Annotated in this window: 16 protein-coding genes; 8 read left to right on the forward strand and 8 right to left on the reverse strand. The window is 47.6% G+C overall.

All coding sequences use genetic code 11. The annotated features are described in order from the left end of the window. Positions 1–14: 14 nt before the first annotated feature. The gene (locus AC5ZC7_RS18280) at positions 15–911 is read right to left on the reverse strand and encodes an EamA family transporter (RefSeq protein ID WP_496157463.1); all 897 of its coding nucleotides are present in this window, start codon (positions 909–911) and stop codon (positions 15–17) included. A gap of 100 nt (positions 912–1,011) precedes the next feature. On the opposite strand from AC5ZC7_RS18280, the gene AC5ZC7_RS18285 reads away from it, so the two are divergent. Further along, positions 1,012–2,436 carry an aminotransferase class I/II-fold pyridoxal phosphate-dependent enzyme gene (locus AC5ZC7_RS18285; RefSeq protein WP_496157462.1) on the forward strand — a complete coding sequence of 475 codons (1,425 nt, stop codon included), beginning with the start codon at positions 1,012–1,014 and terminating at the stop codon, positions 2,434–2,436. An 87-nt stretch (positions 2,437–2,523) separates the two neighbouring features. Here AC5ZC7_RS18285 and bioB read toward each other — a convergent pair whose 3' ends face one another. Further along, the gene (gene bioB / locus AC5ZC7_RS18290; RefSeq protein ID WP_496157461.1) at positions 2,524–3,507 is read right to left on the reverse strand and encodes a biotin synthase BioB; all 984 of its coding nucleotides are present in this window, start codon (positions 3,505–3,507) and stop codon (positions 2,524–2,526) included. A gap of 41 nt (positions 3,508–3,548) precedes the next feature. Next, a complete protein-coding gene (locus AC5ZC7_RS18295; protein ID WP_496157460.1) occupies positions 3,549–4,160 on the reverse strand; it encodes a hypothetical protein in 612 nt (203 codons plus the stop codon). Between the two features lie 248 nt (positions 4,161–4,408). On the opposite strand from AC5ZC7_RS18295, the gene AC5ZC7_RS18300 reads away from it, so the two are divergent. Continuing rightward, positions 4,409–5,902 (forward strand): aminotransferase class I/II-fold pyridoxal phosphate-dependent enzyme, encoded by a 1,494-nt coding sequence (locus AC5ZC7_RS18300; RefSeq protein WP_496157459.1) that lies wholly within the window; start codon positions 4,409–4,411, stop codon positions 5,900–5,902. Here AC5ZC7_RS18300 and AC5ZC7_RS18305 read toward each other — a convergent pair. Next, the gene (locus AC5ZC7_RS18305) at positions 5,899–6,411 is read right to left on the reverse strand and encodes a cupin domain-containing protein (protein ID WP_496157458.1); all 513 of its coding nucleotides are present in this window, start codon (positions 6,409–6,411) and stop codon (positions 5,899–5,901) included. The genes AC5ZC7_RS18300 and AC5ZC7_RS18305 overlap by 4 nt on opposite strands. Before the next feature lie 80 nt (positions 6,412–6,491). On the opposite strand from AC5ZC7_RS18305, the gene pdxR reads away from it, so the two are divergent. The 3 genes from pdxR (at position 6,492) to AC5ZC7_RS18320 (ending at position 11,475) form a co-directional block, all read left to right on the forward strand. Next, positions 6,492–7,961, forward strand: a complete 1,470-nt coding sequence (pdxR, locus tag AC5ZC7_RS18310) for a MocR-like pyridoxine biosynthesis transcription factor PdxR (RefSeq protein ID WP_496157457.1) — start codon at positions 6,492–6,494, stop codon at positions 7,959–7,961. A gap of 90 nt (positions 7,962–8,051) precedes the next feature. Further along, positions 8,052–8,960 (forward strand): haloalkane dehalogenase, encoded by a 909-nt coding sequence (locus AC5ZC7_RS18315; RefSeq protein WP_496157456.1) that lies wholly within the window; start codon positions 8,052–8,054, stop codon positions 8,958–8,960. Between the two features lie 223 nt (positions 8,961–9,183). After that, entirely contained in the window at positions 9,184–11,475 is a 2,292-nt protein-coding gene (locus AC5ZC7_RS18320) for a serine hydrolase (RefSeq protein ID WP_496157455.1), read from the forward strand. Between the two features lie 56 nt (positions 11,476–11,531). On the opposite strand, the gene AC5ZC7_RS18325 is transcribed toward AC5ZC7_RS18320, so the two are convergent. The 4 genes from AC5ZC7_RS18325 to AC5ZC7_RS18340 are packed head-to-tail and all read right to left on the reverse strand — an operon-like array spanning position 11,532 to position 20,669. After that, positions 11,532–14,789 carry an efflux RND transporter permease subunit gene (locus tag AC5ZC7_RS18325; protein ID WP_496157454.1) on the reverse strand — a complete coding sequence of 1,086 codons (3,258 nt, stop codon included), beginning with the start codon at positions 14,787–14,789 and terminating at the stop codon, positions 11,532–11,534. Beyond that, entirely contained in the window at positions 14,786–18,046 is a 3,261-nt protein-coding gene (locus tag AC5ZC7_RS18330) for an efflux RND transporter permease subunit (RefSeq protein WP_496157453.1), read from the reverse strand. The genes AC5ZC7_RS18325 and AC5ZC7_RS18330 overlap by 4 nt, the downstream gene beginning before the upstream one ends. A gap of 27 nt (positions 18,047–18,073) precedes the next feature. Then, the gene (locus AC5ZC7_RS18335; RefSeq protein WP_496157452.1) at positions 18,074–19,273 is read right to left on the reverse strand and encodes an efflux RND transporter periplasmic adaptor subunit; all 1,200 of its coding nucleotides are present in this window, start codon (positions 19,271–19,273) and stop codon (positions 18,074–18,076) included. A 31-nt stretch (positions 19,274–19,304) separates the two neighbouring features. After that, entirely contained in the window at positions 19,305–20,669 is a 1,365-nt protein-coding gene (locus tag AC5ZC7_RS18340; protein WP_496157451.1) for a TolC family protein, read from the reverse strand. A 266-nt stretch (positions 20,670–20,935) separates the two neighbouring features. Here AC5ZC7_RS18340 and AC5ZC7_RS18345 point away from each other — a divergent pair, with 266 nt between their 5' ends. From AC5ZC7_RS18345 to AC5ZC7_RS18355, 3 genes are read left to right on the forward strand one after another with little or no spacing between them, the layout of a single operon-like run. After that, the gene (locus AC5ZC7_RS18345) at positions 20,936–21,268 is read left to right on the forward strand and encodes a metalloregulator ArsR/SmtB family transcription factor (RefSeq protein WP_496157450.1); all 333 of its coding nucleotides are present in this window, start codon (positions 20,936–20,938) and stop codon (positions 21,266–21,268) included. Between the two features lie 54 nt (positions 21,269–21,322). Further along, positions 21,323–22,162 (forward strand): arsenite methyltransferase, encoded by an 840-nt coding sequence (locus AC5ZC7_RS18350; RefSeq protein WP_496157449.1) that lies wholly within the window; start codon positions 21,323–21,325, stop codon positions 22,160–22,162. Positions 22,163–22,184: 22 nt separating this feature from the next. Continuing rightward, positions 22,185–22,601, forward strand: a complete 417-nt coding sequence (locus tag AC5ZC7_RS18355; RefSeq protein WP_496157448.1) for an arsenate reductase/protein-tyrosine-phosphatase family protein — start codon at positions 22,185–22,187, stop codon at positions 22,599–22,601.

Here is a 22,601-nt window from a genome sequence, read left to right on the forward strand (position 1 = left end):
CTAAAATAATACCGCTATTTCCCAAACTTCCTGGAGCCAGCTACGCATAAAATCACGCCTACCGTGATACCCAGCATACTAATACTTACCTGCTCATGCAGCAAGGTAGCTGCCAGCGCCAATCCAAAAAATGGTTGCAGTAACTGTAGTTGCCCTACTGCTGCAATGCCGCCCTGCACCAGGCCGCGGTACCAGAATATAAAACCAATCAGCATACTGAAAAGCGACACATATCCCAGTCCGAACCACGCGCCAGCACTGATGCCGCTAAATGTAGCCGGTAGCAGCAACAAGGTAGCCGGTAACATAACCGGTAATGATAATACCAATGCCCAACAAATCACCTGCGATCCTCCCAGCGTTTTTGACAATTTAGCTCCTTCCGCATATCCCAATCCACATACAATAATTGCCAGTAACATCAATACATCTCCCACTGGTGAAGCAGAAATGCCCTGAGATACCGCATACCCCACCACCAGTAAACTTCCTGCAACAGAAAACACCCAGAATGCAGGCCTGGGACGCTCCCCGCCCCGCCAAACGCCAAATATCGCAGTGGCTAACGGCAACAGACCTACGAATACGATGGAGTGAGCGGAAGTCACATACTTCAATGCCAACGCAGTTAACAGTGGAAAACCCACCACCACACCAAATGCCACAATGGCCAAAGGAAATAACTGCGATTTTGCGGGACGCTTCTCTTTCCCCATCCACAACATCACCATTGCAATTAACCCGGCTATAGTAGCCCGTGTAACGGTTACAAACACGGGATCAAAATCCTGTACTGCCGCCCTGGTAGCAGGTAACGAGCCACTGAATATCACTACGCCGATAAACCCGTTTATCCATCCGCTGTTGCTGGTAATAGCTGGCTTTTTAACCAATAGCTGACTATGCTCCATAATATTGCGCTTGCTTTAATTTATACAAAATGACAGAAAAAACGGCAATAAACACAGTCCCAGTTTTAGTAATTACAATGGACACAGTTATATTTGTGATATGAGCAGGGATTTTATCTACAATGAAATTGCCAACGGCATTGCCGGCCAGATCAAAAGAGGCGTATTGAAGCCCGGCGACCGCCTGGCATCGGTGAGGGAACTGTGTGAAAAACATCGCATCAGTATGAACACCGCGAAGCGTGTATTCCTGGAACTGGAGGCACAGTCGCTCATTTACGCGAAGCCACAGTCGGGCTATTTTGTGAGCCAGCTACCCTATTTAAAATTGCCACTGCCCGCAATGAGCCGCCCATCGGCATTAGCCAGCGCCAATGAACCGGATGAACTGGTGAGCACCATTTACGCGAATATGGGTAACGATCAGCTAACCCTTTTTTCCCAGGGAGCACCAGCGGCCGCACTGCTACCACTGGCCCGGCTGAAAAAGGAAATCATGCAGGCCACACTGGCCCTCGATGGAGGAACCGTGTATGAACCGCTACAGGGCAATCCCAAATTACGCAGCGCCATTGCTACCCGTGCACTGGCCTGGGGAGGGCGCCTGCACGAAGACGACCTGATCACCACTGCCGGTGGCATGAGTGCGTTGTCTTTTTGTTTGATGGCATTAGGTAAGCCCGGCGATACCGTGGCAGTGGAAAGCCCCGGATTTCCCGGCACCTTACAACTGATCCGGAGCCTGGGACTCAAAGTACTGGAACTACCCACGCATCCCACCACCGGCGTTCAATTATCTGCGTTAAAAGCGGCTATTCCCAGTATGGATATTTGCATGCTGGTACCCAACTTCAACACGCCATTGGGCAGCTGCATGCCCGATGAACAGAAACAGGCAGTGGTGGCGCTACTGGAACAACATGGTATTCCGCTCATTGAAGACGATATCTACGGAGATTTGTATTTTGATACGCAACGCCCCACCTGTTGTAAAGCGTATGATAAAACAGGGAATGTGCTATGGTGCAGTTCTGTATCCAAAACCCTGGCACCGGGCTACCGGGTAGGCTGGGTAGCACCGGGCAAATACAAAGAAAAATTGTTGCAGTTAAAACTGGTACATACTATCACCGCTACTACACTGATGCAGGAAGCAGTAGGTAATTTTCTCAAAACCGGCAGGTATGAACAGCACTTACGGCGACTGCGCCGCACTTTGCAGGATAACTATCACCATTACGTACAAACAATTGCGGAGCATTTTCCGGAAGGAACCAAAACCAGCAGGCCGCAGGGCGGACTGGCCATCTGGGTGGAATTTGATAAACGCATTCATACAACGGCGTTATACGACCTCGCCATTAAGCACCGCATCAGCATTGCACCCGGGCGGATGTTTACTTTACAGGATCAATATAAAAATTGTATGCGGCTTAATTTTGGGATGCCCTGGTCAGAAGAGGTGAAATCAAAATTAAAACAACTGGGCAGGATGGCGAAGCAGCTTTTAGCAGTTAGCTTTTAGCTTTTAGTAAATGCAGCGAAGAACATGTTATGTTAATCTTCGCTGCATTTACTAAAAGCTAAAAGCTAACTGCTAAAAGCTATTTAATTAACATGCAGCTACTTCTTTCTTATTCAGCTTCGGTTCCAGTCCAAGGTTCTGCAGCATCTTCATATCTTCTGTTACTCCCGGATTAGGCGTTACCAGCAGCGTTTGGCGCTCACCGGTGAAGATGGAATTAGCGCCGGCCATAAAGCACCAGGCTTGCTCTGATTCTGTCATTTCAATGCGGCCGGCTGTGAGGCGTACGGTAGACGCAGGCATTACGATTCTCGCAGTAGCGATCATACGTACCATATCCCAGGCATCAACTTTAGGATTATCTTCCAGCGGCGTACCTTTTACTCTCGCCAGTGCGTTGATAGGCACAGATTCGGGGTGCTTGGGCATGGTAGCCAGGGTAAGCAACATCGACATCCGGTCGCGGTGTGTTTCCCCTAATCCGATGATACCTCCTGAACATACCGTGATACCTGCTTTACGCACGTTGTTGATGGTATTGATACGGTTATCAAATTTCCGGGTGGATATAATTTCTTTGTAATAGTCTTCTGACGTATCGAGGTTGTGATTGTAAGCATACAGGCCTGCTTCCTGCAAACGTACGGCTTGTTCTTCTGTAAGCATACCCAGTGTACAGCATACTTCCAGGCCGAGGTCATTCACGCCTTTTACCATGTCGATAACGCGGTCGAAGTCTTTGTTATCCCTTACTTCGCGCCAGGCGGCAGCCATGCAGAAACGGGTAGACCCGGTTTCTTTAGCTTTTTGTGCGTGCGCGAGTACAGTTTCTGTGGGCAGTAAGGCCTGTACTTTAATATCGGTATGATACCTGGCTGCTTGTCCGCAGTAGGAGCAATCTTCCGGGCATCCGCCGGTTTTAATAGATAACAACGTGCATACCTGTATTTCTTTGGCGGAATGCCATTGCCGGTGAACGGTAGCTGCCTGGTAAACCAGTTCCATCAAAGGCTGGTCGTAAATGGCCTGGATTTCTTCCAGGGTCCAGTTATTTCTGATTGCAGATGTCATGATGTGTAATTGAGTCGATGATAATATGGTGGATGATGTTATCAGGCGTATTGGTGCATGTCCTGACCAATGGCGGCGAGCCATTCGTTGAAGAGTTGTTCTTCCAGCGCCTGTACCTGCCGGGCATGTACTTCCCAGTTGGCGTCAAACTGATTCAGCTGGTTGATCATTTCTTCCAGGTGGCCTTCTTCTTCCAGGATGATAGAGCGTACCATCACTTTGCTTTGCGCCTGGTCCAGCGCAGCCTGGTATACGGGATACAGCAGGTCGGCACGTACTTCTATGGCATAGGTTACAAACAGGTAAGCCGCATATTTCAAGGCTTGTCCTGACAAACCAAACGCATTTTTCAGGTAGCGGCAGGCCTGTACATCCAGCTGATGCAGGTATTGCCGGGTTTGATGCGGCGCCAGCAACTCATGGAGCTGATACGTTTTACAGTTTTCCGTATCTATTTTAGCGATCTGTTTTTTCAGGTAGTAAGCGTGGCGATGCTCTTCTGCTGCATGTTTGAGCTGAATAAAATCTACCCGCACCGGATCTTCGCAGGCAGATATTTTCCGGGCGCCGGCATTTTCCATAAAGGAAAGCGTATTGAGCCAGCGCGCATGTAGTGTATCGCGACCAACAATCTGTTGCAGTAAGTCTTGCATATTCAACTATTTCCGGCCAAAAGTAGCCACTTACCGGACGATCCACCTAGGCCAGTTTTCACATTCCAGCTGGTCCGGCTAATTTTCCTCCTGCCAACAATTGCCCAACAAGGGCTTTGACAGCGGTTCACATCTCCCGATATCATAAAAACTACCAGCTTTATATATTATAAAATAATTTATGCAGATGAATTATGCCGTAAATAAAATACCTTTCCGGACTATTTTACCATCTTACAAATAGCCACATGAGTAGTCCGGTACAAGTTCCATATAAAAGTTTTGTGCAGATAGACCGCCAATCGGGTACGGCCATTTATTTACAGATTGCCCATCAACTGATCAATGCCATCCAGCGCGGCTTCCTCGTTACCGGCACCCGGCTGCCCGGTACCCGCTACTTCTGCGAACTGCTGGATGTAAACAGGAATACCATGGTGGCCGTATATGAAGAACTGGATGCCCAGGGCTGGGTGGAAACACGCCCCAATAAAGGCACCTTCATCATCGGTAAAATAGATCCCCGGCCACAAAAAATCCGGAACGCCACCGAAAACCAACTGGCCCATTATCCCAAAACAACCGGCTTCTCTTTTTCAAAATCCAACCTGCTCGACAACCCGTTCGAACACTCGTCCTGCGAGTATGTATTCAACGACGGTACACCGGATATCCGGCTCACGCAGATCAGTCATTTGTCCAGCCTGTACAGTGCTAATTTGAAAAGAAAAAGTAACCATAAAAAACTAGGCTACTACAATCACGATGGCAGCGAATTTTTTAAACAGCATTTATCGAACTACCTGAATCAATCACGCGGACTGCATATCTCCAAAGACAATATCCTCATTACCCGCAGCACGGAAATGAGTGTGTTCATCACCTCTGAAATACTGCTATCTCCCGGAGATATTGTACTGGTAGGCTCTCTCAGCTACTTTTCCGTGAACATGATTTTTCAGAAATCCGGCGCCAGCATTATGCCGGTTCCAATTGATGACGAAGGCATTGATGTGGCGGCGGTACGTGATATCTGCCAACGGCATAAGATCAGAATGCTGTACATTACCCCACATCACCACTACCCTACAACCGTTACCCTGAGCGCTTCCCGGCGGATTGAGCTGCTGCATTTAGCCAGTGAATTTGGTTTTATTATTTTGGAAGATGATTACGATTATGACTTTCACTACGACAACAGTCCGGTGCTTCCATTAGCCAGCGCAGATAGTCATGGTATGGTGGTATATATTGGCGCCTTTGGAAAGTCGCTCGCACCGGGCTTTAGAACAGGATTCATTGTTGCGCCGGAAAACCTTATGACCGAAATGCGGAAACATTTGGGCATCATTGACAGGCAGGGAGATGTACTAATGGAGCAGGTGTTGGGAGAGATGATTGAAGCGGGAGAAATACACCGCTACCTGAAAAAATCGCTGAAAATATACCAGGAGCGGCGCGATCATATAGTGACCGTACTGGAAGAACAATTAAGTGAATTCATCGACTTCAAAAAACCCGCCGGCGGCCTCGCCGTATGGACCCGCTGGAAGCAACCCATTAACCTGATGCAACTGAGTAAAGCCTGCGCTAAAAACAACCTGTTTATTCCTAAAACATTGTTATACCAACATAAATCGCTTACCGCTATGCGACTGGGTTTCGGGCACTTCACCCTGCCTGAGGCAGAAAACAGCATCCGGATATTGCGACAGGGAGTACAGGAACAATGGGATCGTTAAATCCCCAGCGTTTCAAAGTAATTGGGTGGATATAATTTTTGTCCGTATTTCTCCAACAGCGCCTGTAGTTTTTGCTTCGCCGCCTCATCCATCACAGGTGGTGGTAAAAACGTACCTGCTTCCACAGGTACTCCTAATTCGAGGAACATTTCTTCCAGGCCGGAAGGCACTACCACACAAAGTAATTTGGCCAGTTGACCGGATTTATTTTTGAAGCCATGCACCATGCCTCCTTTGGGAATCACGATGTAAGCCCCTTTCGTAGCATGATAAGTACCTTCTTCTGAGTGCACTTCTACTTCGCCTTCTATTACGTAAAAGGATTCCTGGAAATCCGGGTGTGCATGTGGGCCGGGACCACCACCGGGGGGCACCGTCATTTCGATGGTGGCAAATTCTCCCTGGGTTTGTTTGCCTGATATCAGTATGCGGTAATTGCCGCCGGCAACAGAAAGTGTCTGTCCGTCGGCTGCACCCAATGTTATCACGGGTTGCTTAAGTGTTCCCATCAGCAGGTATTTAAAGGTGAATGTACAACATAACGGTAAAGCAAAAAATCGGGGTATCTTGTGAGGAAATAAAGGCAACCATGGCCAAAGCATCGTCTGTGATTATGCCAGCAGGCATAAGGCTTTCGAGGGATTCCAATGTCCCGCTGTACATGCAGCTATATGAACAGATCAAAGCATTAATTACTGCCGGACAACTCCAGCCGGGGAACCGCATTCCTTCCAGCAGGGAACTTGCTGCAGAACTTGGAGTATCCAGGGTGATTGTGAGCCAGTGTTTCGAATACCTCATCCTGGAAGGATACCTGGAAGGCAAAACGGGCGCCGGTACTTTCGTGGCTACCGTACAACCAGAGCAACTGCTACAGGTACACCCGTCGGCCGAAAAAAAACAGGCTGCCACAAAGAAAGTAGTACCGCCTACTGCAGAAAAGAAACCGGGCGATCGTATTACGGCGCAGCCTTTTCAAATGGGTATGCCCGCATTTGACCGCTTCCCTTATCATACCTGGCAGAAGATTGGAAATAATGTATTGCGTGATTTGAAGCAATATCACCTGGGTTATGAAGACACGCTCGGTTTATGGGAACTTCGTACCGCCATCGCTGCTTACCTGCGACTGGCCCGGGGTGTCACCTGCGATGCCAGCCAGGTGATGGTGGTAACCGGTTCACAGCAAAGCCTCAACCTGGTAGCACAGGGCCTGTTACAACCCGGCGATCCCATTTGGATGGAAGATCCGGGCTACCATGGTGCACGCCGGGCCTTCAAGCACGCGGGGATAAAAGAATACCCCATTCCTGTACAGCCGGATGGTCTGGATGTAGATTACGCGCTGACACATCATCCCGATGCAAAACTGGCTTATGTTACTCCTTCTCATCAATTTCCAACCGGCTACACACTTTCGGCTGCCAAAAGAAAACAATTGCTAGACTGGGCAGCCGCCAATAACAGCTGGATACTGGAGGATGATTATGATAGTGAATACCGTTATGAAGGTACGCCATTGCCCTGTTTGCAAAGTGAGGATACGAATGGCCGCGTTATTTATGCCGGTACATTTAGTAAAGTACTTTTCCCCGGGCTGCGATTAGCTTACCTGGTGCTTCCAACCCCTGCATTAGTAAACAGGTTTAAAATCATAAAGGATAACATGGACCGGCAATCACCGGCCATGGAGCAATACCTGTTGTACCAATTTATTGAAGGTGGCCATTTCCTGCGTCACATACGCAAAATGAGACTGTTATATGCCGAACGTCAGCAAATGCTGATTACGCTCATCAAAAGCCGGTTAAATGAGTACCTGGCGGTGCATGAAGTACCCGCAGGCATGCACCTGGTATGCTGGATAAAACCAGGCGTTGATATAAACGCCTTAAAGCAGGCGATCCAAACAGCGCAGTTATCTGCCGTTTTTTTGGATTGGTTCACCACTACCCATCAGCTGCCACCAGCTATTTTACTGGGCTTCACGGCCTACTCCCACTATAAGCTAAAAACGGGTATTGAAAAATTATGGAGTTGTTTTCAGCAGTCTGCGTAGTAATCTAAAAGTGGTCTTATCGTAATAGCGAAAATGGACTTAACTGCTTATGGCTGCGGACTGTAGTTTTGTTTTACAAATCAAGCAAAGATGAAAACAACTACTCCTGACATGACCACTGAACCAACCATCAGCAATACCGATACATTACCACGTAAGCGCGTGAGGGCGCTGGACACAGAGATCAGTTACATTGATACCGGCGCCGGAGATCCGGTAGTTTTTTTACATGGCAATCCTACCTCTTCTTTTTTATGGCGCAATATTATTCCCTGGCTGAGTAAACACCGCCGTTGTTTGGCTCCTGATCTGGCCGGCATGGGGCAATCAGGAAAGTCGCCTGATAAGCGTTACCAGTTTACCGACCACGTTGCTTACCTGGATGCCTGGTTCGATGCCGTGGGGCTCGAAAAAAACATCGTCCTGGTACTGCACGACTGGGGCTCTGCATTAGGCTTCCACCGCGCCTTTCGGTACCCAGAGCAAATACAGGGCATTGCTTACATGGAAGCTATTGTACAACCCAGGCGATGGGAAGATTTCCCTCCCGGCAGAGATGCTATCTTCCGCGCATTGTTGTCGGAGAAAGGAGAGGATATGATTATGAAAGATAATTTCTTCATAGAAACCGTATTACCGAAAAGTATCATCCGGAAACTGGATGATACAGAAATGGATGCTTATCGCGCTCCCTTCCGCCATGAAGCCGACCGCCTGCCTACCCTCATCTTCCCCAGATCTCTCCCTATTGATGGTAAGCCGGCAGATATCGCGGCCATCGTAGAAGCATATGGACAATGGATGGCGAAAAACAACTTGCCGAAACTGTTGATCTCCGCAGAACCGGGTGCGTTGCTGGTAGGCAGGGCGTTGGAATTTTGCCGCACCTGGCACAATCAGCAGGAAGTAACAGTAGCAGGCATTCACTATATACAGGAAGATTCTCCTGCCGCTATTGGAGCAGCAGTAAAGAACTTTGTGTTACAGCAATGCCAATAGCAAAATGGATCCTTACAGGCTAACAGGGATAAAGTAGAAGCAACAACTATTGGCGTGGATGATAAAAGCGGATAGCCACATTAGTGACCTGCGCTTATCCTCCACGTCAATAGCTTTATATCTTTTTTAACAGCCACGTTTCGTTTTTATCCCCCATTAATAAATAATTTGAGCATGGAGAAGTATGCATAGTGCCTGGATCACCTATCTGTATATATTTATCATGCCTATAAAATTATTTGTTCCCCTGTTGTTGTTTTCCTGTATGCCGACATATTGCAGCTTTGCCCAGGAATTGCGTATAGCCATTACCGGTCAGGTAACAGATGCCAGCACTGGCCAGCCCCTCCCCTCTGTTAACATCGCCATCAATAATAACGGTACTGCTACCGTCAGCAATAGCAACGGCTATTTCCAGCTATTAACGGCGGCTACCAGGCAGCAAGACTCGCTGCGCATTTCCTGCATTGGATACCAGGTGCAATACCTGCCCATTGCAGCCACGGAACAGCAGCATCTCCTGAGAATTGCGTTAGCGCCAGTCAGTCTTTCCCTGAAGGAAGTAGTGATTGAAGCGAAAGATCCTGTCAGGTTAATACAAGCCGCTATTAAAAAGATTCCCGACAACTATATTACTACCCCGCATCAAACGGGCGGTTTTTTCAGAGCCACCACCACACGGGACCAGGAGTACATTCAATTATCAGAAGCTGTTTTTGACATTTTCAATCCCGGATATGCCAGTAAAACAGGCAACGACTTATACCTCCTACGCGTGCGCTACATCCGCGATGAAGCCGCCACCGATGGTTTTGAACTTGGAGAGAAACCCCGTAATTTATTTGATTACGATATCGTGAAAACGATATCCGATAATAAGATATTAAACGCCGGAGGATTAAAAGCACATCGCTTTGCAGTACAGGGTATTGTTGATTATAAAGGCTCCCCGGCCTATGAAATCACTTTTGATCAGCGGGAAGATATCAAAAAACCGTTGTTCCGGGGCAAGCTGTATATCGACCAGCAAAGCCTCGCCTTTCTTCGCATCGATTACAAAACTAGTCCTAAAGGGCAACGCTATAACAGTTATGGCGACCTTGCCACCCGGGCACTGATGAATATGATGGATGTACATATCTCACCGGTCAGCGATGGCGCCAGCATCACCTATGAAAAAGTGGGTGACCATTGGGCATTGGCAAATGTAACCAGTAACACTGCGCTGCATTTCAGTAGTAAAAAAAGAAAGTATAACTACACTGCCAACACGAAAGTGGATTACGTTGTAACGACTGTTGATACAACACGATCTATCGCTTTATCTGAAGGTAAAAAAACAGGTGATAATAAACTGATTGAATTCCAGACGACACCATTGGATGCCAATTTCTGGCGAAAACACACCATCATCTCACCTGACTTTGATGCGGAAGCTGTAGCTGCACAACTGAAGGCAAAAAATGAAAGCCATAGCTTCAAAAAAAAGGCACAGGCGCAGCTACAACAACTACCTAAAAACCCTGCGTTACGGATAGACTCCCTGCTCAGCTTCTACTATCAGCAAAAACAGTTTAACGGTACCGTGTTGGTAAAAACGAAAAACGGTATCCTGTTAAATAAAAGCTACGGCTATGCAGATCCCGCCAGGCAAATACCGGCAGACAGTAACACCCAATACCGGATCGGTTCTTTGTCGAAATCTTTTACCTCGATGGTCATATTACAACTGGCCAATGAAGGTAAACTACAACTTACCGATGCCATACGCAAATACCTCCCGGACTATGTACACGGCGACATCACCATTGAACAGTTGCTGACTCATCAATCAGGGATTCCCAATTTTACCAGCAACGCCACTTATCTTTCTCAAATATTACATCATTCCTTTTCTTTACCGGAACTGGTGGATAAATTCTGTAGCGACTCCCTGGAATTTACACCTGGTAGCCAGTTTCAATATAGTAACAGTGGTTATGTATTACTGGCGGATCTCATTGAAAAAATCTGTAAAAAGCCTTTTGCCGAAGTGTTAAAAGAACGCATTTTCACACCTGCCGGGATGCATCACACCTATGCCGGCAACGATACTACCACCATCAACACTAAAGCCACGGGTATCTTGTTTGGAAAACCCGAGCCATTGTACAACACTACCAACACGCTGGGTGCAGCCGGCATTACCGCCACCGCGGCAGATTTGCTCAAATGGGAGGAAGCACTGTCCAGGCATACCTTATTGCCGGCAAATAAAACGGCGGCACTCTTTCAACCCCGTGCGGCGTATATCGACTGGGACGCCTATTATGGTTATGGCTGGATGATAGACCGTAAACTTTTTGCTGTATCCGCAACCTCACACATGATTACCTATCACCCCGGAACAGACCTTGGATTTTATACGATGTTTGTAAGACAGGAAGATAACGGGAATGTTATTATTATGCTCAATAACACCGGCGATTTCCCCCGCTTTGACCTTACAGATATGATACTGACGGAAATCAATTAATACAACACCGGAGAAATAATAACCTCAAAGTACAGCACTTCATACAGTCATTGCCGTTAGGCATCTTTTTTATGCTCCGCCTGTGCCTGTGCAATATCATACTCCAGCTCCGGATCAATGACCTGCGCCTCCACTTTCCGCTCTTTCTCCATGAGTAGTTCGTGGTGCGCTTTCAACCAGGCTAACTTCTTCTTACCATAACTTAACCGGGTAAACAACACAAACAACACCGGCACAATAAAAATAGCTATACAGGAAGAAGCCACCATACCACCTTGTACGGTTACACCAATCGTTTTGCGCGACTGTGCACCCGCACCGGAAGCCAACACCATCGGCATCACGCCCAGTATAAATGCCAGGGAAGTCATGATAATAGGACGCAAACGCAGCTTTACCGCCTCAATGGCAGACTTAACCAGGTCTTCCCCACGATCTACCCTTACTTTGGCAAACTCCACGATGAGGATGGCATTTTTTGCAGAAAGACCAATCAACGTAATCAATCCAATCTGCGCGTATACGTTATTGGATAAATCCGGCATGGTTGTTAACGCAAAAATAGCCCCGAAAGCACTGATAGGCACCGCCAGCATCACAGAAAAAGGTACCGACCAACTTTCGTATAAGGCAGCGAGGAAAAGGAATACAAAGATGATGGAGAACAGGAAGATATACACCGTCATAGAGCCAGCCTGAATTTCCTGGTAACTCAGCCCGGAAAACTCATATGTATAGCCCCTGGGCAATACCCTGGCAGCCACTCTTTTCAATGTTTCTATACTTTGACCGGTGCTATAGCCTGCAGGTGTAGAGCCATCCACTTCTGCCGAACGGAAAATATTGAAGTGCGTAATTAATGGTGCAGTGGAAATTGGTTTGTAATTAACGAGGGTACTGAGTGGCAACATCTCCCCGGCTGCATTTCTTACATAATATCTTTCCAGGTCACTGATGAGCGCGCGGGTAGCAGTATCCGACTGCACAATAGCCCGATAGGTACGGTTATACAATGTAAAGTTCCCTACCAGCCGGCTGCCCATGTATCCCTGTATGGTACTGAATACGTCTGCTACACTAACTCCCAGCTTCTGACATTTTTCCCGGTCCAGCGACAATTCAAATGCCGGTGTATGTGCGGCATAGTTACAATAAGCAGTAGCCGTAGCCGGCTCCTTCTTTAATGCGGCCACAAACTTATTCATCACCGCTTCAAATGCATGGATATCATCGTTGGTACTACCCTGCTCTACCTGCATGCTAAAGCCAGCAGCCGTACCCAATCCCCTGATGGCTGGTGATGCATTTACTGTTATACCGGCATTTTTGATGCCTGCCGCCGCAATTCTTTTCTTAATCACCGCCATGATGCCCGGTATCTGTGTTTCCGGCGTAGTGCGTTCATCCCAGGGTTGCAGCATACAAAAAATACTGGCCCCATTGGACGTAGCACCACCACTCAATACATTCATCCCCGAGATCGCATTATAGTGTAAAACACCTGGTGTTTCATCTACAATCTTCATGATCTTCTTCAGCAATGCTTCTGTTTGCGTGGTAGCCGTACCTTCCGGCAATTGGATGCCAATCAGCACGCGTCCGCCATCTTCTGAAGGAATAAAGCCGGAGGGTTTGGTTTTAAAAAGATAGATAGCCGCCACACAAATGATGGTCAACGTAAGTACTACCAACCCTGCATATTTGATACAATATTTCACGCCGGTGGAGTACCGGAAGGTAATCCGGTCGAACCAGGTATTGAAGCGATAAAATAATTTGTTGATGCTTTTGGAGTCTTTACTTACCCTTGACGGCCGTAATAACAACGTACACAGGGCCGGTGTGAGCGACAAGGCAATAAAGGCAGATAATACCACCGATATAGCAATGGTGATGGCAAACTGCTGGTATAATTTGCCGGTAATACCAGGGATAAAACCTACCGGCACAAAAACGGCCGCCAGAATTAACGCAATCGCTATTACCGGTGCGGAGATTTCTTTCATAGCCCGGTAGGTTGCTTCTTTGGGCGACAGGCCCTCACGGTCAATAAAATGCTGCACTGCTTCCACCACAATAATCGCATCATCCACCACAATACCAATAGCTAATACAAAACCAAACAGCGTAAGGGTGTTGATCGTAAAGCCTAATGGAATAAATAATATAAAGGTGCTGATAATAGATACGGGAATAGCAATGATTGGAATGATCGCAGAACGCCAGTTTTGCAAAAACAGGAACACCACGATCACCACCAGTCCCAACGCTTCAAACAACGTTTTTACTACCTCGCCGATAGATACTTTGATGATGGTCACATTTTCAAATGGTACCGCAAAATCTACATCGGGTGGAAACGATTTCTTTAACTCCGCCAGCGCCGCGTATACATTCTCGGCTGTTTGGAGCGCATTGCTGGTGGGCGACTGATACACCATCACCGTAGTGGCAGGCTTACCATCGGCGAAGCCCTGGTTGCCATAATTAAATTTCCCCAGTTCTACCCTGGCAATATCTTTCAGGTATACCAACTCACCGGTGGCCGGAATTTTTTTCACGATTACTTGCTCGTATTCTTCCGGCTTACTCAGCATACTATTGACGACAATTGTATACTCGTGGGTTTGATCTACTGGCTGCGGAGGCGCTCCCACAGCGCCGGCAGCGATATATACATTTTGTCGCTGCAACGCCGTGATAACATCTGCCGGCATCAGTCCATAGGAGGCCATTTTCCGTGGATCCATCCAGATACGCATGCTGAATGGATTACCACGGGATTGCACGTCGCCTACGCCGGGTACACGCAACAAGGCATCTACGATGAAAGTACTGGTGTAGTTATCGAGGAAGGTAATATTGTGAGTACCCTTGGGAGAATAGATCGCCAGGTTCATTAACTGGTCCGGATTGCGGGCCCTCACAGTTACCCCCAGCTGCCCTACAACGGAAGGTAATATAGGTGATGCCAGTCCTACGCGATTCTGTACATTTAACGTAGCAATGTTCACGTTGGTACCTACATTAAACGTAACGCTGATATTGGCGGATCCGGTTTGGGTGTTGGTACTCTGCATATACATCATACCGGGCACTCCATTCACCTGCTCTTCTATGGGAATGGTTACCGTTTGCTCCACGGTTTGCGCATCCGCACCGGTGTAGTTAGCGGAAATGCTGACACCTGGTGGTGTAATCTTCGGGAACTGATCCAACGGAAGATTGTACATGCAAATAAGACCGGATATCGTGAGCACAACAGAGATCACGATAGCCGTTACGGGTCTTTTTATGAATGTACTTGCTATCATTCGCTGTCGGGGTTATTAAAATCGCGGGATCGTTTTATTTCAAATTCCAGTTCCGGATCAATGTCCAGTTCTTCCAGTTTCCTGGACTTCTCCATCAGGCTTTCGTGGTGTTCTTTTAACCAGGCCAGTTTCTTCTTGCCATAAGATAAACGGGTAATCACCACAAACAATACCGGCACCACAAAAATGGCGATAGTAGAAGCGGCAATCATACCCCCCAACACCGTATAACCAATGGTTCTGCGGGATACCGCACCAGCGCCGGTAGCCAGCACCAATGGTAATACACCCAATATGAATGCCATGGAGGTCATTACAATGGGTCTTAAACGCAGTCCTACTGCTTCCAGTGTAGATTGAACCAGGTCTTCGCCCCTGTCGACCCGCACCTTGGCAAATTCAACAATCAGGATGGCGTTCTTGGCGGCCAGCCCTATCAGGGTGATCATACCGATCTGCGCATATACGTTGTTGGTAAGGCCCGGCACCAGGTATAAAGTAAAGATGGCGCCGAACACACCTATCGGCACTGCCAGCAAAACAGAGAAGGGCACCGACCAGCTTTCATATAATGCAGACAGGAAAAGGAATACAAAGGTGATGGAGAAAATAAAAATATAAATAGTGGTAGACCCGGCTTTGATTTCTTCGTAGCTTAATCCTGAAAACTCATATGCATAGCCGGCCGGCAGTACTTTCTTCGCTACATCTTGCAGTGCAGCAATGGTTTCTGTGGTGCTATACCCGTTGCCCGACACCCCATCTATTTCCGCTGAACGGAAGATATTGAAATGCGAAATTAACGGAGAGGTTTCAATAGGCTTATAGCTCACCAGCGTACCCAGTGGCAACATTTGCCCTGCCTGGTTCCGGACATAATATTTGTTCAGGTCGGATATCACGTTGCGGTAGGCGGTATCTGCCTGTACCACCACGTGGAAGGTACGGTTGTAGGTAGTGAAGTCATTGACATACATACTCCCCATGAATGCCTGTATGGTGGTAAATACATCGCCTACATCCGCGCCCAGTTTCTCGCATTTTTCCCGGTCCACATTTACGCTGAATCCGGGAGTATGTGCGTTGTAAAAGCTATAGGCACCGGAAATGGCCGGGGTTTTATTGGCTTCCGCCACAAAGCGGTTCACTACATTTTCAAAAGCATGCAGGTCATCGTTGGTGCTGCGTTGTTCTATCTGCATACTAAACCCAACGGTAGCGCCTACACCGGGTAATGGAGAAGGCTGCACTACTTCCACGTTAGCATCATTGATACCGGCATCTGCAATTCTTTTGCGTAACTCCGTGATGATACCGGGCACTTTTTCGCTGTTGCGGGTACGCTCATCCCAGGGGTTGAGTTGTAAATAGATAGTACCGGCATTGGAGTTGGAAGCGTTGTTGATAACGTTCAGGCCCGACAATGCCGCATAGTGGCCTACGCCCGGTGTTTCCTGCACTACCTTCATCAGCTTGTTCATCACCTGTACGGAACGAACCGTGGAAGACGCAGGCGGCAACTGGAAGGTAACGTACAGGTTGCCATCATCTTCTGATGGAATGAAGCCGGAGGATTTCTGCTTAAACAGGAAAAATGCTGCCGCACAGATTACCAGCAACAATACAACGATCACGGCTGCACGTTTTATACTCTTGTCTACGCCTTTTACATAATCTTTGGTGATGCGGTCAAACCAGCGGTTAAATCCGCCGAAGAACTTCGCAACGCCTGTTTCCTTACCGCCGGGAGGTGTAGGTTTCAATAACAGTGTACAGAGTGCAGGTGTAAGTGATAACGCCACAAAGGCGGAAATGATCACGGAAATGGCGATAGTAATCGCAAACTGCTGGTACAAACGACCTACAATGCCGGGTATAAATCCTACCGGCACAAATACCGCCGCCAATATCAGCGCAATAGCAATTACCGGCGCCGAAATATCTTTCATGGCATAATAGGTAGCCTCTTTGGGCGACATGCCCTTTTCATCCATATAATGTTGCACCGCTTCTACCACAATGATGGCATCATCTACCACAATACCAATGGCCAGCACAAAGCCAAACATGGTGAGGGTATTGATAGTAAAACCCAGTGGAATAAAAAAGCAGAAGGTCCCAAAAATGGATACAGGTATAGCGAGTACTGGAATCAGGGTAGAACGGAAGTTCTGGAGGAAAACGAACACCACTACCGCTACCAGTGCGAGCGTCATCAACAGCGTAACCACCACATCGCTCATAGACACCTTCACCACCGTCACCGATTCAAAAGGTACTTTATATTCCACGTCGGCAGGGAAAAACTGTTTCAGCTGTGCCAGTTCTTTGTAAATACCTTCCGCTGTTTTCAGGGCGTTGCTGCCAGGGGCCTGGTATATACGCAAATAAGAAGCACGATGTCCGTCTACAAAGGAGTTACTGGAGAAACTGAATTTACCCAATTCCACGCGGGCTACATCTTTCAGGTATACCAGGGCGCCTGTGGCGGGAATTGTTTTGACGATGATATTTTCAAACTCCGATACTTTGCTGAGTCGACCGTTTACCAGGATGCCCAATTCGAAGGTTTGCAATTTGGATTGTGGTGGCACCCCCGCGGAACCGGCTGCTACCTGCACGTTCTGGGCATTCAGGGCGTTGATGATATCCTGCGGGGTGAGACTATAAGAAGCCATTTTTTCCGGGTTCATCCAAACGCGCATACTGAAGTTATCCGCGAAGCTATTGATGGTTCCTACGCCGGGTACACGCAACAGTGCATCCTGGATAAAGATATTGGTGTAGTTATCGAGGAACGTAATATCGTGTGTGCCTTTGGGTGAGTAGATCGCCACCATCATCAGCATACTGGGGTTTACTGCACGTACGGTGAGTCCCAGGCGGGTGGCGGCACTGGGTACCAGTGGGGTGGCAATGCTTACCCGGTTTTGTACATCCAGGGTGGCTATATCGATGTCTGTTCCGATATTATAAGTCACGTTGGCTTGCATGCTGCCATTGTTGGAGCTGTTGCTCTGCATGTATTCCATGCCGGGCGTACCATTCACCTGTTGTTCTATGGGTGTGGCCACGGTTTGCTCCACCGTTTGTGCATCGGCGCCAATATATTGTCCGTTGATTTGTACCACCGGTGGGGTGATATCCGGGTATTGGTCCACGGGCAGATTCAGGATACAGACACTTCCTGTCAGTACCAGAAGTATGGATACGACAATGGCCGTTACGGGTCGTTTGATGAATGTATTTGCAATCATGCGCTGCGGGAGTCTTTATGCCGGGATTTATTTTGTATTACTGGAATCTGCTGTTGCTTTAGACTTTTTAGCGCCCACAGAAATGGGAGAACCATCGTGAATAGATTGTATGCCATCTACTACAATGCGTTCGCCATCACTGATACCGGATAGTACAATTACATTGGCGCCTATTGTCTGACCTGGTTTTATTTTTTTCTGTACTGCGTGTAGCGAGGGTGCGTCGCTGTGTTGTGTTTCGGAAGCTTTACCACCGCTCTTATCTGCGATTACCGTATCCTTCGCTACGTATACAAAGTATTCACCCATTTGTTCCAGTACAGCTTTACCGGGTACCACCATTTGCGGAGTAGATTCCTGGTTTTGCACGCGTACCACGCAGCTCATCCCAACTTTCAGCAATTGCTGTGCATTAGGAAATACCAGTCGCACCCGGATGGTACCGGTTTGCGGGTCTACGGCCCTGTCAATCACGGCAATTTTTCCGGGGAATGGGTACAATGAATTATCGGGTAATTGCAGGGTAAACAGGGAGTCGGGCATGGTGTTGCGATCGTTTTTAAAACGTTCGAAGGCCAGCACCTGCTTTTCGTTCACCAGGAAGTCCACGGCCATGGGGTTGTTGGTGGAGATGGTATTCAATATGGTTTGTCCGCCTACCACTACGTTCCCTACCCTCACCTGGCTGATGCCGATGGTGCCATCGAAGGGGGCGTAGATGCTGGCGAAGTTGAGATTTGTTTTAGCGGTTTTCAGTGCTTCCTGGGCGGCTTTTGTCTGGCTCTTGGCTGTTTCCAGGGCAATCATGGCGTGATCGTATGCTTGTTTCGCCACTGCGTTGTATTTGTTCAGGTACACGTATCTGTCGGCATCCTGTTGTTGTTGGAGCTGATTGGCTTCTGCTACTTTCACATTAGCGGCCGCCTGGTCGAGGGCGGCCTGGTAAATGCGGGTATCTATTTCATACAGCAGTTGTCCTTTTCGAACGGTAGCGCCATCGGCGGCCAGGATATTGGTTACATAGCCCTGTACTACGGTTGGTATGATATTCACCTGGCTCATGGCCTGTACGGTGGAGGGGTACTGGTCGTAATACCTTACCGTTTCGCTTGTTACGGTGAACAGGTTCACAGCAGCCGGCGGATTAGCTACGGGCGGCTTTTGCCCGCAGGAAAAGAAAACGGTAGTTCCTGATAGCAGGATCGTGTATCGTACTACGCTGTTCATAGAGCCGATTTTACTTTAGGCAGAAAAGATCCTAATATGCAATGTCTCCCATCGCCTTTTGCCAGTCGATTTTGCTGGAGAGGGTCTGGAACAGTGCATTCAGGTATGTTAATTCGGATGTTCTTAAATTTGATTCTGCGGTGATCACATTCAGGTAAGGAATCAATCCCTGTTTGTATTGCAGGTCCACTACAAAATATACGCGCTTTGCCAGGGCTACATTTTCCTTCATCTGGCGCATATTATAGATGTTGCTCTTATAGTTGGATAATGCCGTGGCATATTCTGTGTAAATGGCGGACTTCAGGCTCGTTTCACTCCAATCCAATACTTGTTCCTGTAATTTAGAGCGCCTGACATTCTGGGTTCTGTTAAAACCCGTGAACAGGGGTAAGCTCAGCGATAGTCCTATCATAGAGTTAGGATACGCCACATTATACAACTGGGAGAATTCGTTATTCTGGAAAGCGGCGTTGTAGTTAAAAAAGGCCGACAGCGAAGGGAAGATCGCTGTTTTCTGGTAGTATTGCGTAAGATGATGTTGTATATCTTTTTGTACGTTGAGTTGTTTTAATTCGACACGTTTATCGTATTGCAGTTGTTCCGATTCGTCGATCCCGATATCATTCTGCATGGCGGTGCTGTCGTAGGTAACGTTGAACTGTTGTTGCTGCGGGTATCCCATCAGCTGTTTGAGGGCAGCATATTGTGGCCATACGCTTTGGGTGGCCTGGGTCAATTGTCCCAAAGAGTTATTCAGCGTAATTTGCGCCTGCTCATAATCTGTTTCATCTACTATGCCGCCTACATATTGATGATAGGCGGTGCGCATGCTTTCTCCGAGGCGGGCGGTATCTTCTTTCAGCACATCAATCTGTTGCAGGGTAAGCAACAGGCTATAAAACGATTTGCTGACATTCACCACTAGTTCTATTTTGTTGCTGTCTACTCCCTGCTCTGCCACTTTCAGGTTGAGCGGTGCGATGCGGCTTGCGTAGATCAGGCTGGGATTAAAAATGTTCTGTGTAACGCCTACACCGGGTGTGGAGGTATTAACCACACTCGTTTTAATAGGGGTTTCCACGCCGTTTACATTGGAAAGCGTGGTGGGCCGTTGAAGGTAGTGGTTGAGGTTGGCGGTAACGCCGACCTGTGGATACCAGGCAGATTGACTGATGGCGTTGGAGGCGCGGGTGATGTTAGTTTTAATCAGTGCCTGTTGTACGGCCGGCTGATGCTGTAACGCATAATCCACGCACTGTTTAAGAGATAACACGGCCAGGCTGTCGTTTACCTGCTGTGCCTGTGCGGTGCCCGCAACAGTGATGCAGAGTATAAGCAAAGAAGCCTTACAGCGGTGGCTTTTACCAACTACTTCCTTTCTTTTGGCCTTCATTAAATGAATCATAGTGTTTATCATCCTGGCTGGACTTTAGACAATCGATTTTACTATATGTTTAATGTCGATGAAAATAAAGGAAGGACTGAACAGCGATTATTCAGTAAACACCAGTGTGCTATCAGCACAGTTCATACAATACCAGTTCACCGAATTTAACATAAAAAGGGGGAATTACCATTGGTATTGGATTTCCGCTTTGGGAGAAAAATTATTTTGGTGCTCTCAACTGATCATCGTAATATTGCGATATAACGAATTACATGGGTGCAACGAAAACAGATTTATTTACCAAAGAGCAAAATGATATTGCGACTATGGCCAAGGCGCTGGCGCATCCTGCCCGCATTGCTATTTTGCAGTACCTGGTAAAGAAGAATGTTTGCATCACCAGTACCTTTGTGGAAGAATTGGGATTGGCGCAGGCTACCGTATCACAACACCTGAAGGAATTGAAGCTGGCGGGTATTATCCAGGGCAGTATTGAAGGAGCCAGCGTATGTTATTGTATCAATCCTAAAATATGGAAGCAGTATAAAACGCTTTTTAATAGTTTTTTTAAAGATGTACACCCAACAGCGGAAGATTGCTGTTGATTTTTTTTGCAGCCAATCATCGCAATATTGCAATAATACAATAAACCAAAAGAGATGAGTACTGATAAAGAACTGAAAGCACTGGTGCAACAGAAGTATAGTGAAATCGCGCTACAGTCGAAGGAAGACAACCAGGCTTCCTGTTGCGGCGCCTCCTGTTGTTCAACAGAAGTATATAATATCATGAGTGACGACTATACGCAATTACCGGGATACCATGCGGAGGCAGACCTGGGCCTGGGTTGCGGACTACCCACACAATTTGCTGCTATCAAAAAAGGTGATGTGGTGATTGACCTGGGTAGTGGTGCGGGCAATGATGCATTTGTAGCCCGGACTGAAACAGGTGAAACCGGCAAAGTAATTGGCATCGACTTCACGCCTGCGATGATCGATAAGGCCCGGCAAAATGCAGAGAAGCTGGGTTTTAACAATGTAGAATTCCGCCAGGGTGATATTGAGCAAATGCCGGTTACCGCAGAGGTAGCGGACGTGATTGTCAGCAACTGTGTACTTAACCTTGTACCTAATAAAGCAGGTGTTTTCAAAGAAATATTCCGGGTATTGAAACCGGGTGGACACTTCAGCATTTCTGATATTGTGCTGGAAGGTGAACTGCCAGGTGACATTCAACAGGCCGCTGAAATGTATGCCGGCTGTGTATCCGGTGCCATCCAGAAAAATGAATATCTCGGCCTGATTCAAACGACCGGCTTTACGAACATCACCATTCAAAAGGAGAAGGCGATTGTCATTCCGGATGATATCTTAAATAAGTATTTGTCCGCGTCGGCACTTGCTGCGTTCCGCATCTCCCAAACAGGTATCTACAGTATTACCGTATATGCCGAAAAACCAATCGCCGCTTGCTGCGCGCCGGGTTGTTGCAGTTAATTTTTAAAACCTCCCGAATCATATGAAAAAAATTTTAGTCCTGTGTACCGGCAACAGTTGCCGTAGCCAGATTGCAGAGGGTTACCTGCGTTATTATGCCAGCAATAAGGCGGAAGTGTATAGTGCAGGCGTGGAAACCCACGGCGTAAATCCCCGTGCTGTTGCTACCATGCAGGAAGACGGCATTGATATATCCGGTCATACTTCTAATAACGTGAACGAATATACTCATATCGACTTCGACTTTGTGATCACGGTATGCGACAATGCGAAAGAGCGGTGTCCTTATTTCCCGTCGAAGGCGCAGGCCTTTCATTACAACTTCCCGGATCCGGCCAAAGCTACCGGCAGTGAAGCGGAGATCATGGCACAGTTCAGAGCGGTACGTGAACAGATTAAAGCTTATAGCCGCGATTTTATTCAGCAAAACATAGGATAG

This window comes from Chitinophaga sp. 9-1-y (assembly GCF_059511905.2).

What these genes read in the sequence shown, in the direction of transcription:
- AC5ZC7_RS18280 (WP_496157463.1), bottom strand. Translation starts at nt 911, where the DNA reads ATGGAGCATAGTCAGCTATTGGTTAAAAAGCCAGCTATTACCAGCAAC.
- AC5ZC7_RS18285 (WP_496157462.1), top strand. Translation starts at nt 1,012, where the DNA reads ATGAGCAGGGATTTTATCTACAATGAAATTGCCAACGGCATTGCCGGC.
- bioB (WP_496157461.1), bottom strand. Translation starts at nt 3,507, where the DNA reads ATGACATCTGCAATCAGAAATAACTGGACCCTGGAAGAAATCCAGGCC.
- AC5ZC7_RS18295 (WP_496157460.1), bottom strand. Translation starts at nt 4,160, where the DNA reads ATGCAAGACTTACTGCAACAGATTGTTGGTCGCGATACACTACATGCG.
- AC5ZC7_RS18300 (WP_496157459.1), top strand. Translation starts at nt 4,409, where the DNA reads ATGAGTAGTCCGGTACAAGTTCCATATAAAAGTTTTGTGCAGATAGAC.
- AC5ZC7_RS18305 (WP_496157458.1), bottom strand. Translation starts at nt 6,411, where the DNA reads ATGGGAACACTTAAGCAACCCGTGATAACATTGGGTGCAGCCGACGGA.
- pdxR (WP_496157457.1), top strand. Translation starts at nt 6,492, where the DNA reads ATGGCCAAAGCATCGTCTGTGATTATGCCAGCAGGCATAAGGCTTTCG.
- AC5ZC7_RS18315 (WP_496157456.1), top strand. Translation starts at nt 8,052, where the DNA reads ATGAAAACAACTACTCCTGACATGACCACTGAACCAACCATCAGCAAT.
- AC5ZC7_RS18320 (WP_496157455.1), top strand. Translation starts at nt 9,184, where the DNA reads ATGCCTATAAAATTATTTGTTCCCCTGTTGTTGTTTTCCTGTATGCCG.
- AC5ZC7_RS18325 (WP_496157454.1), bottom strand. Translation starts at nt 14,789, where the DNA reads ATGATAGCAAGTACATTCATAAAAAGACCCGTAACGGCTATCGTGATC.
- AC5ZC7_RS18330 (WP_496157453.1), bottom strand. Translation starts at nt 18,046, where the DNA reads ATGATTGCAAATACATTCATCAAACGACCCGTAACGGCCATTGTCGTA.
- AC5ZC7_RS18335 (WP_496157452.1), bottom strand. Translation starts at nt 19,273, where the DNA reads ATGAACAGCGTAGTACGATACACGATCCTGCTATCAGGAACTACCGTT.
- AC5ZC7_RS18340 (WP_496157451.1), bottom strand. Translation starts at nt 20,669, where the DNA reads ATGAAGGCCAAAAGAAAGGAAGTAGTTGGTAAAAGCCACCGCTGTAAG.
- AC5ZC7_RS18345 (WP_496157450.1), top strand. Translation starts at nt 20,936, where the DNA reads ATGGGTGCAACGAAAACAGATTTATTTACCAAAGAGCAAAATGATATT.
- AC5ZC7_RS18350 (WP_496157449.1), top strand. Translation starts at nt 21,323, where the DNA reads ATGAGTACTGATAAAGAACTGAAAGCACTGGTGCAACAGAAGTATAGT.
- AC5ZC7_RS18355 (WP_496157448.1), top strand. Translation starts at nt 22,185, where the DNA reads ATGAAAAAAATTTTAGTCCTGTGTACCGGCAACAGTTGCCGTAGCCAG.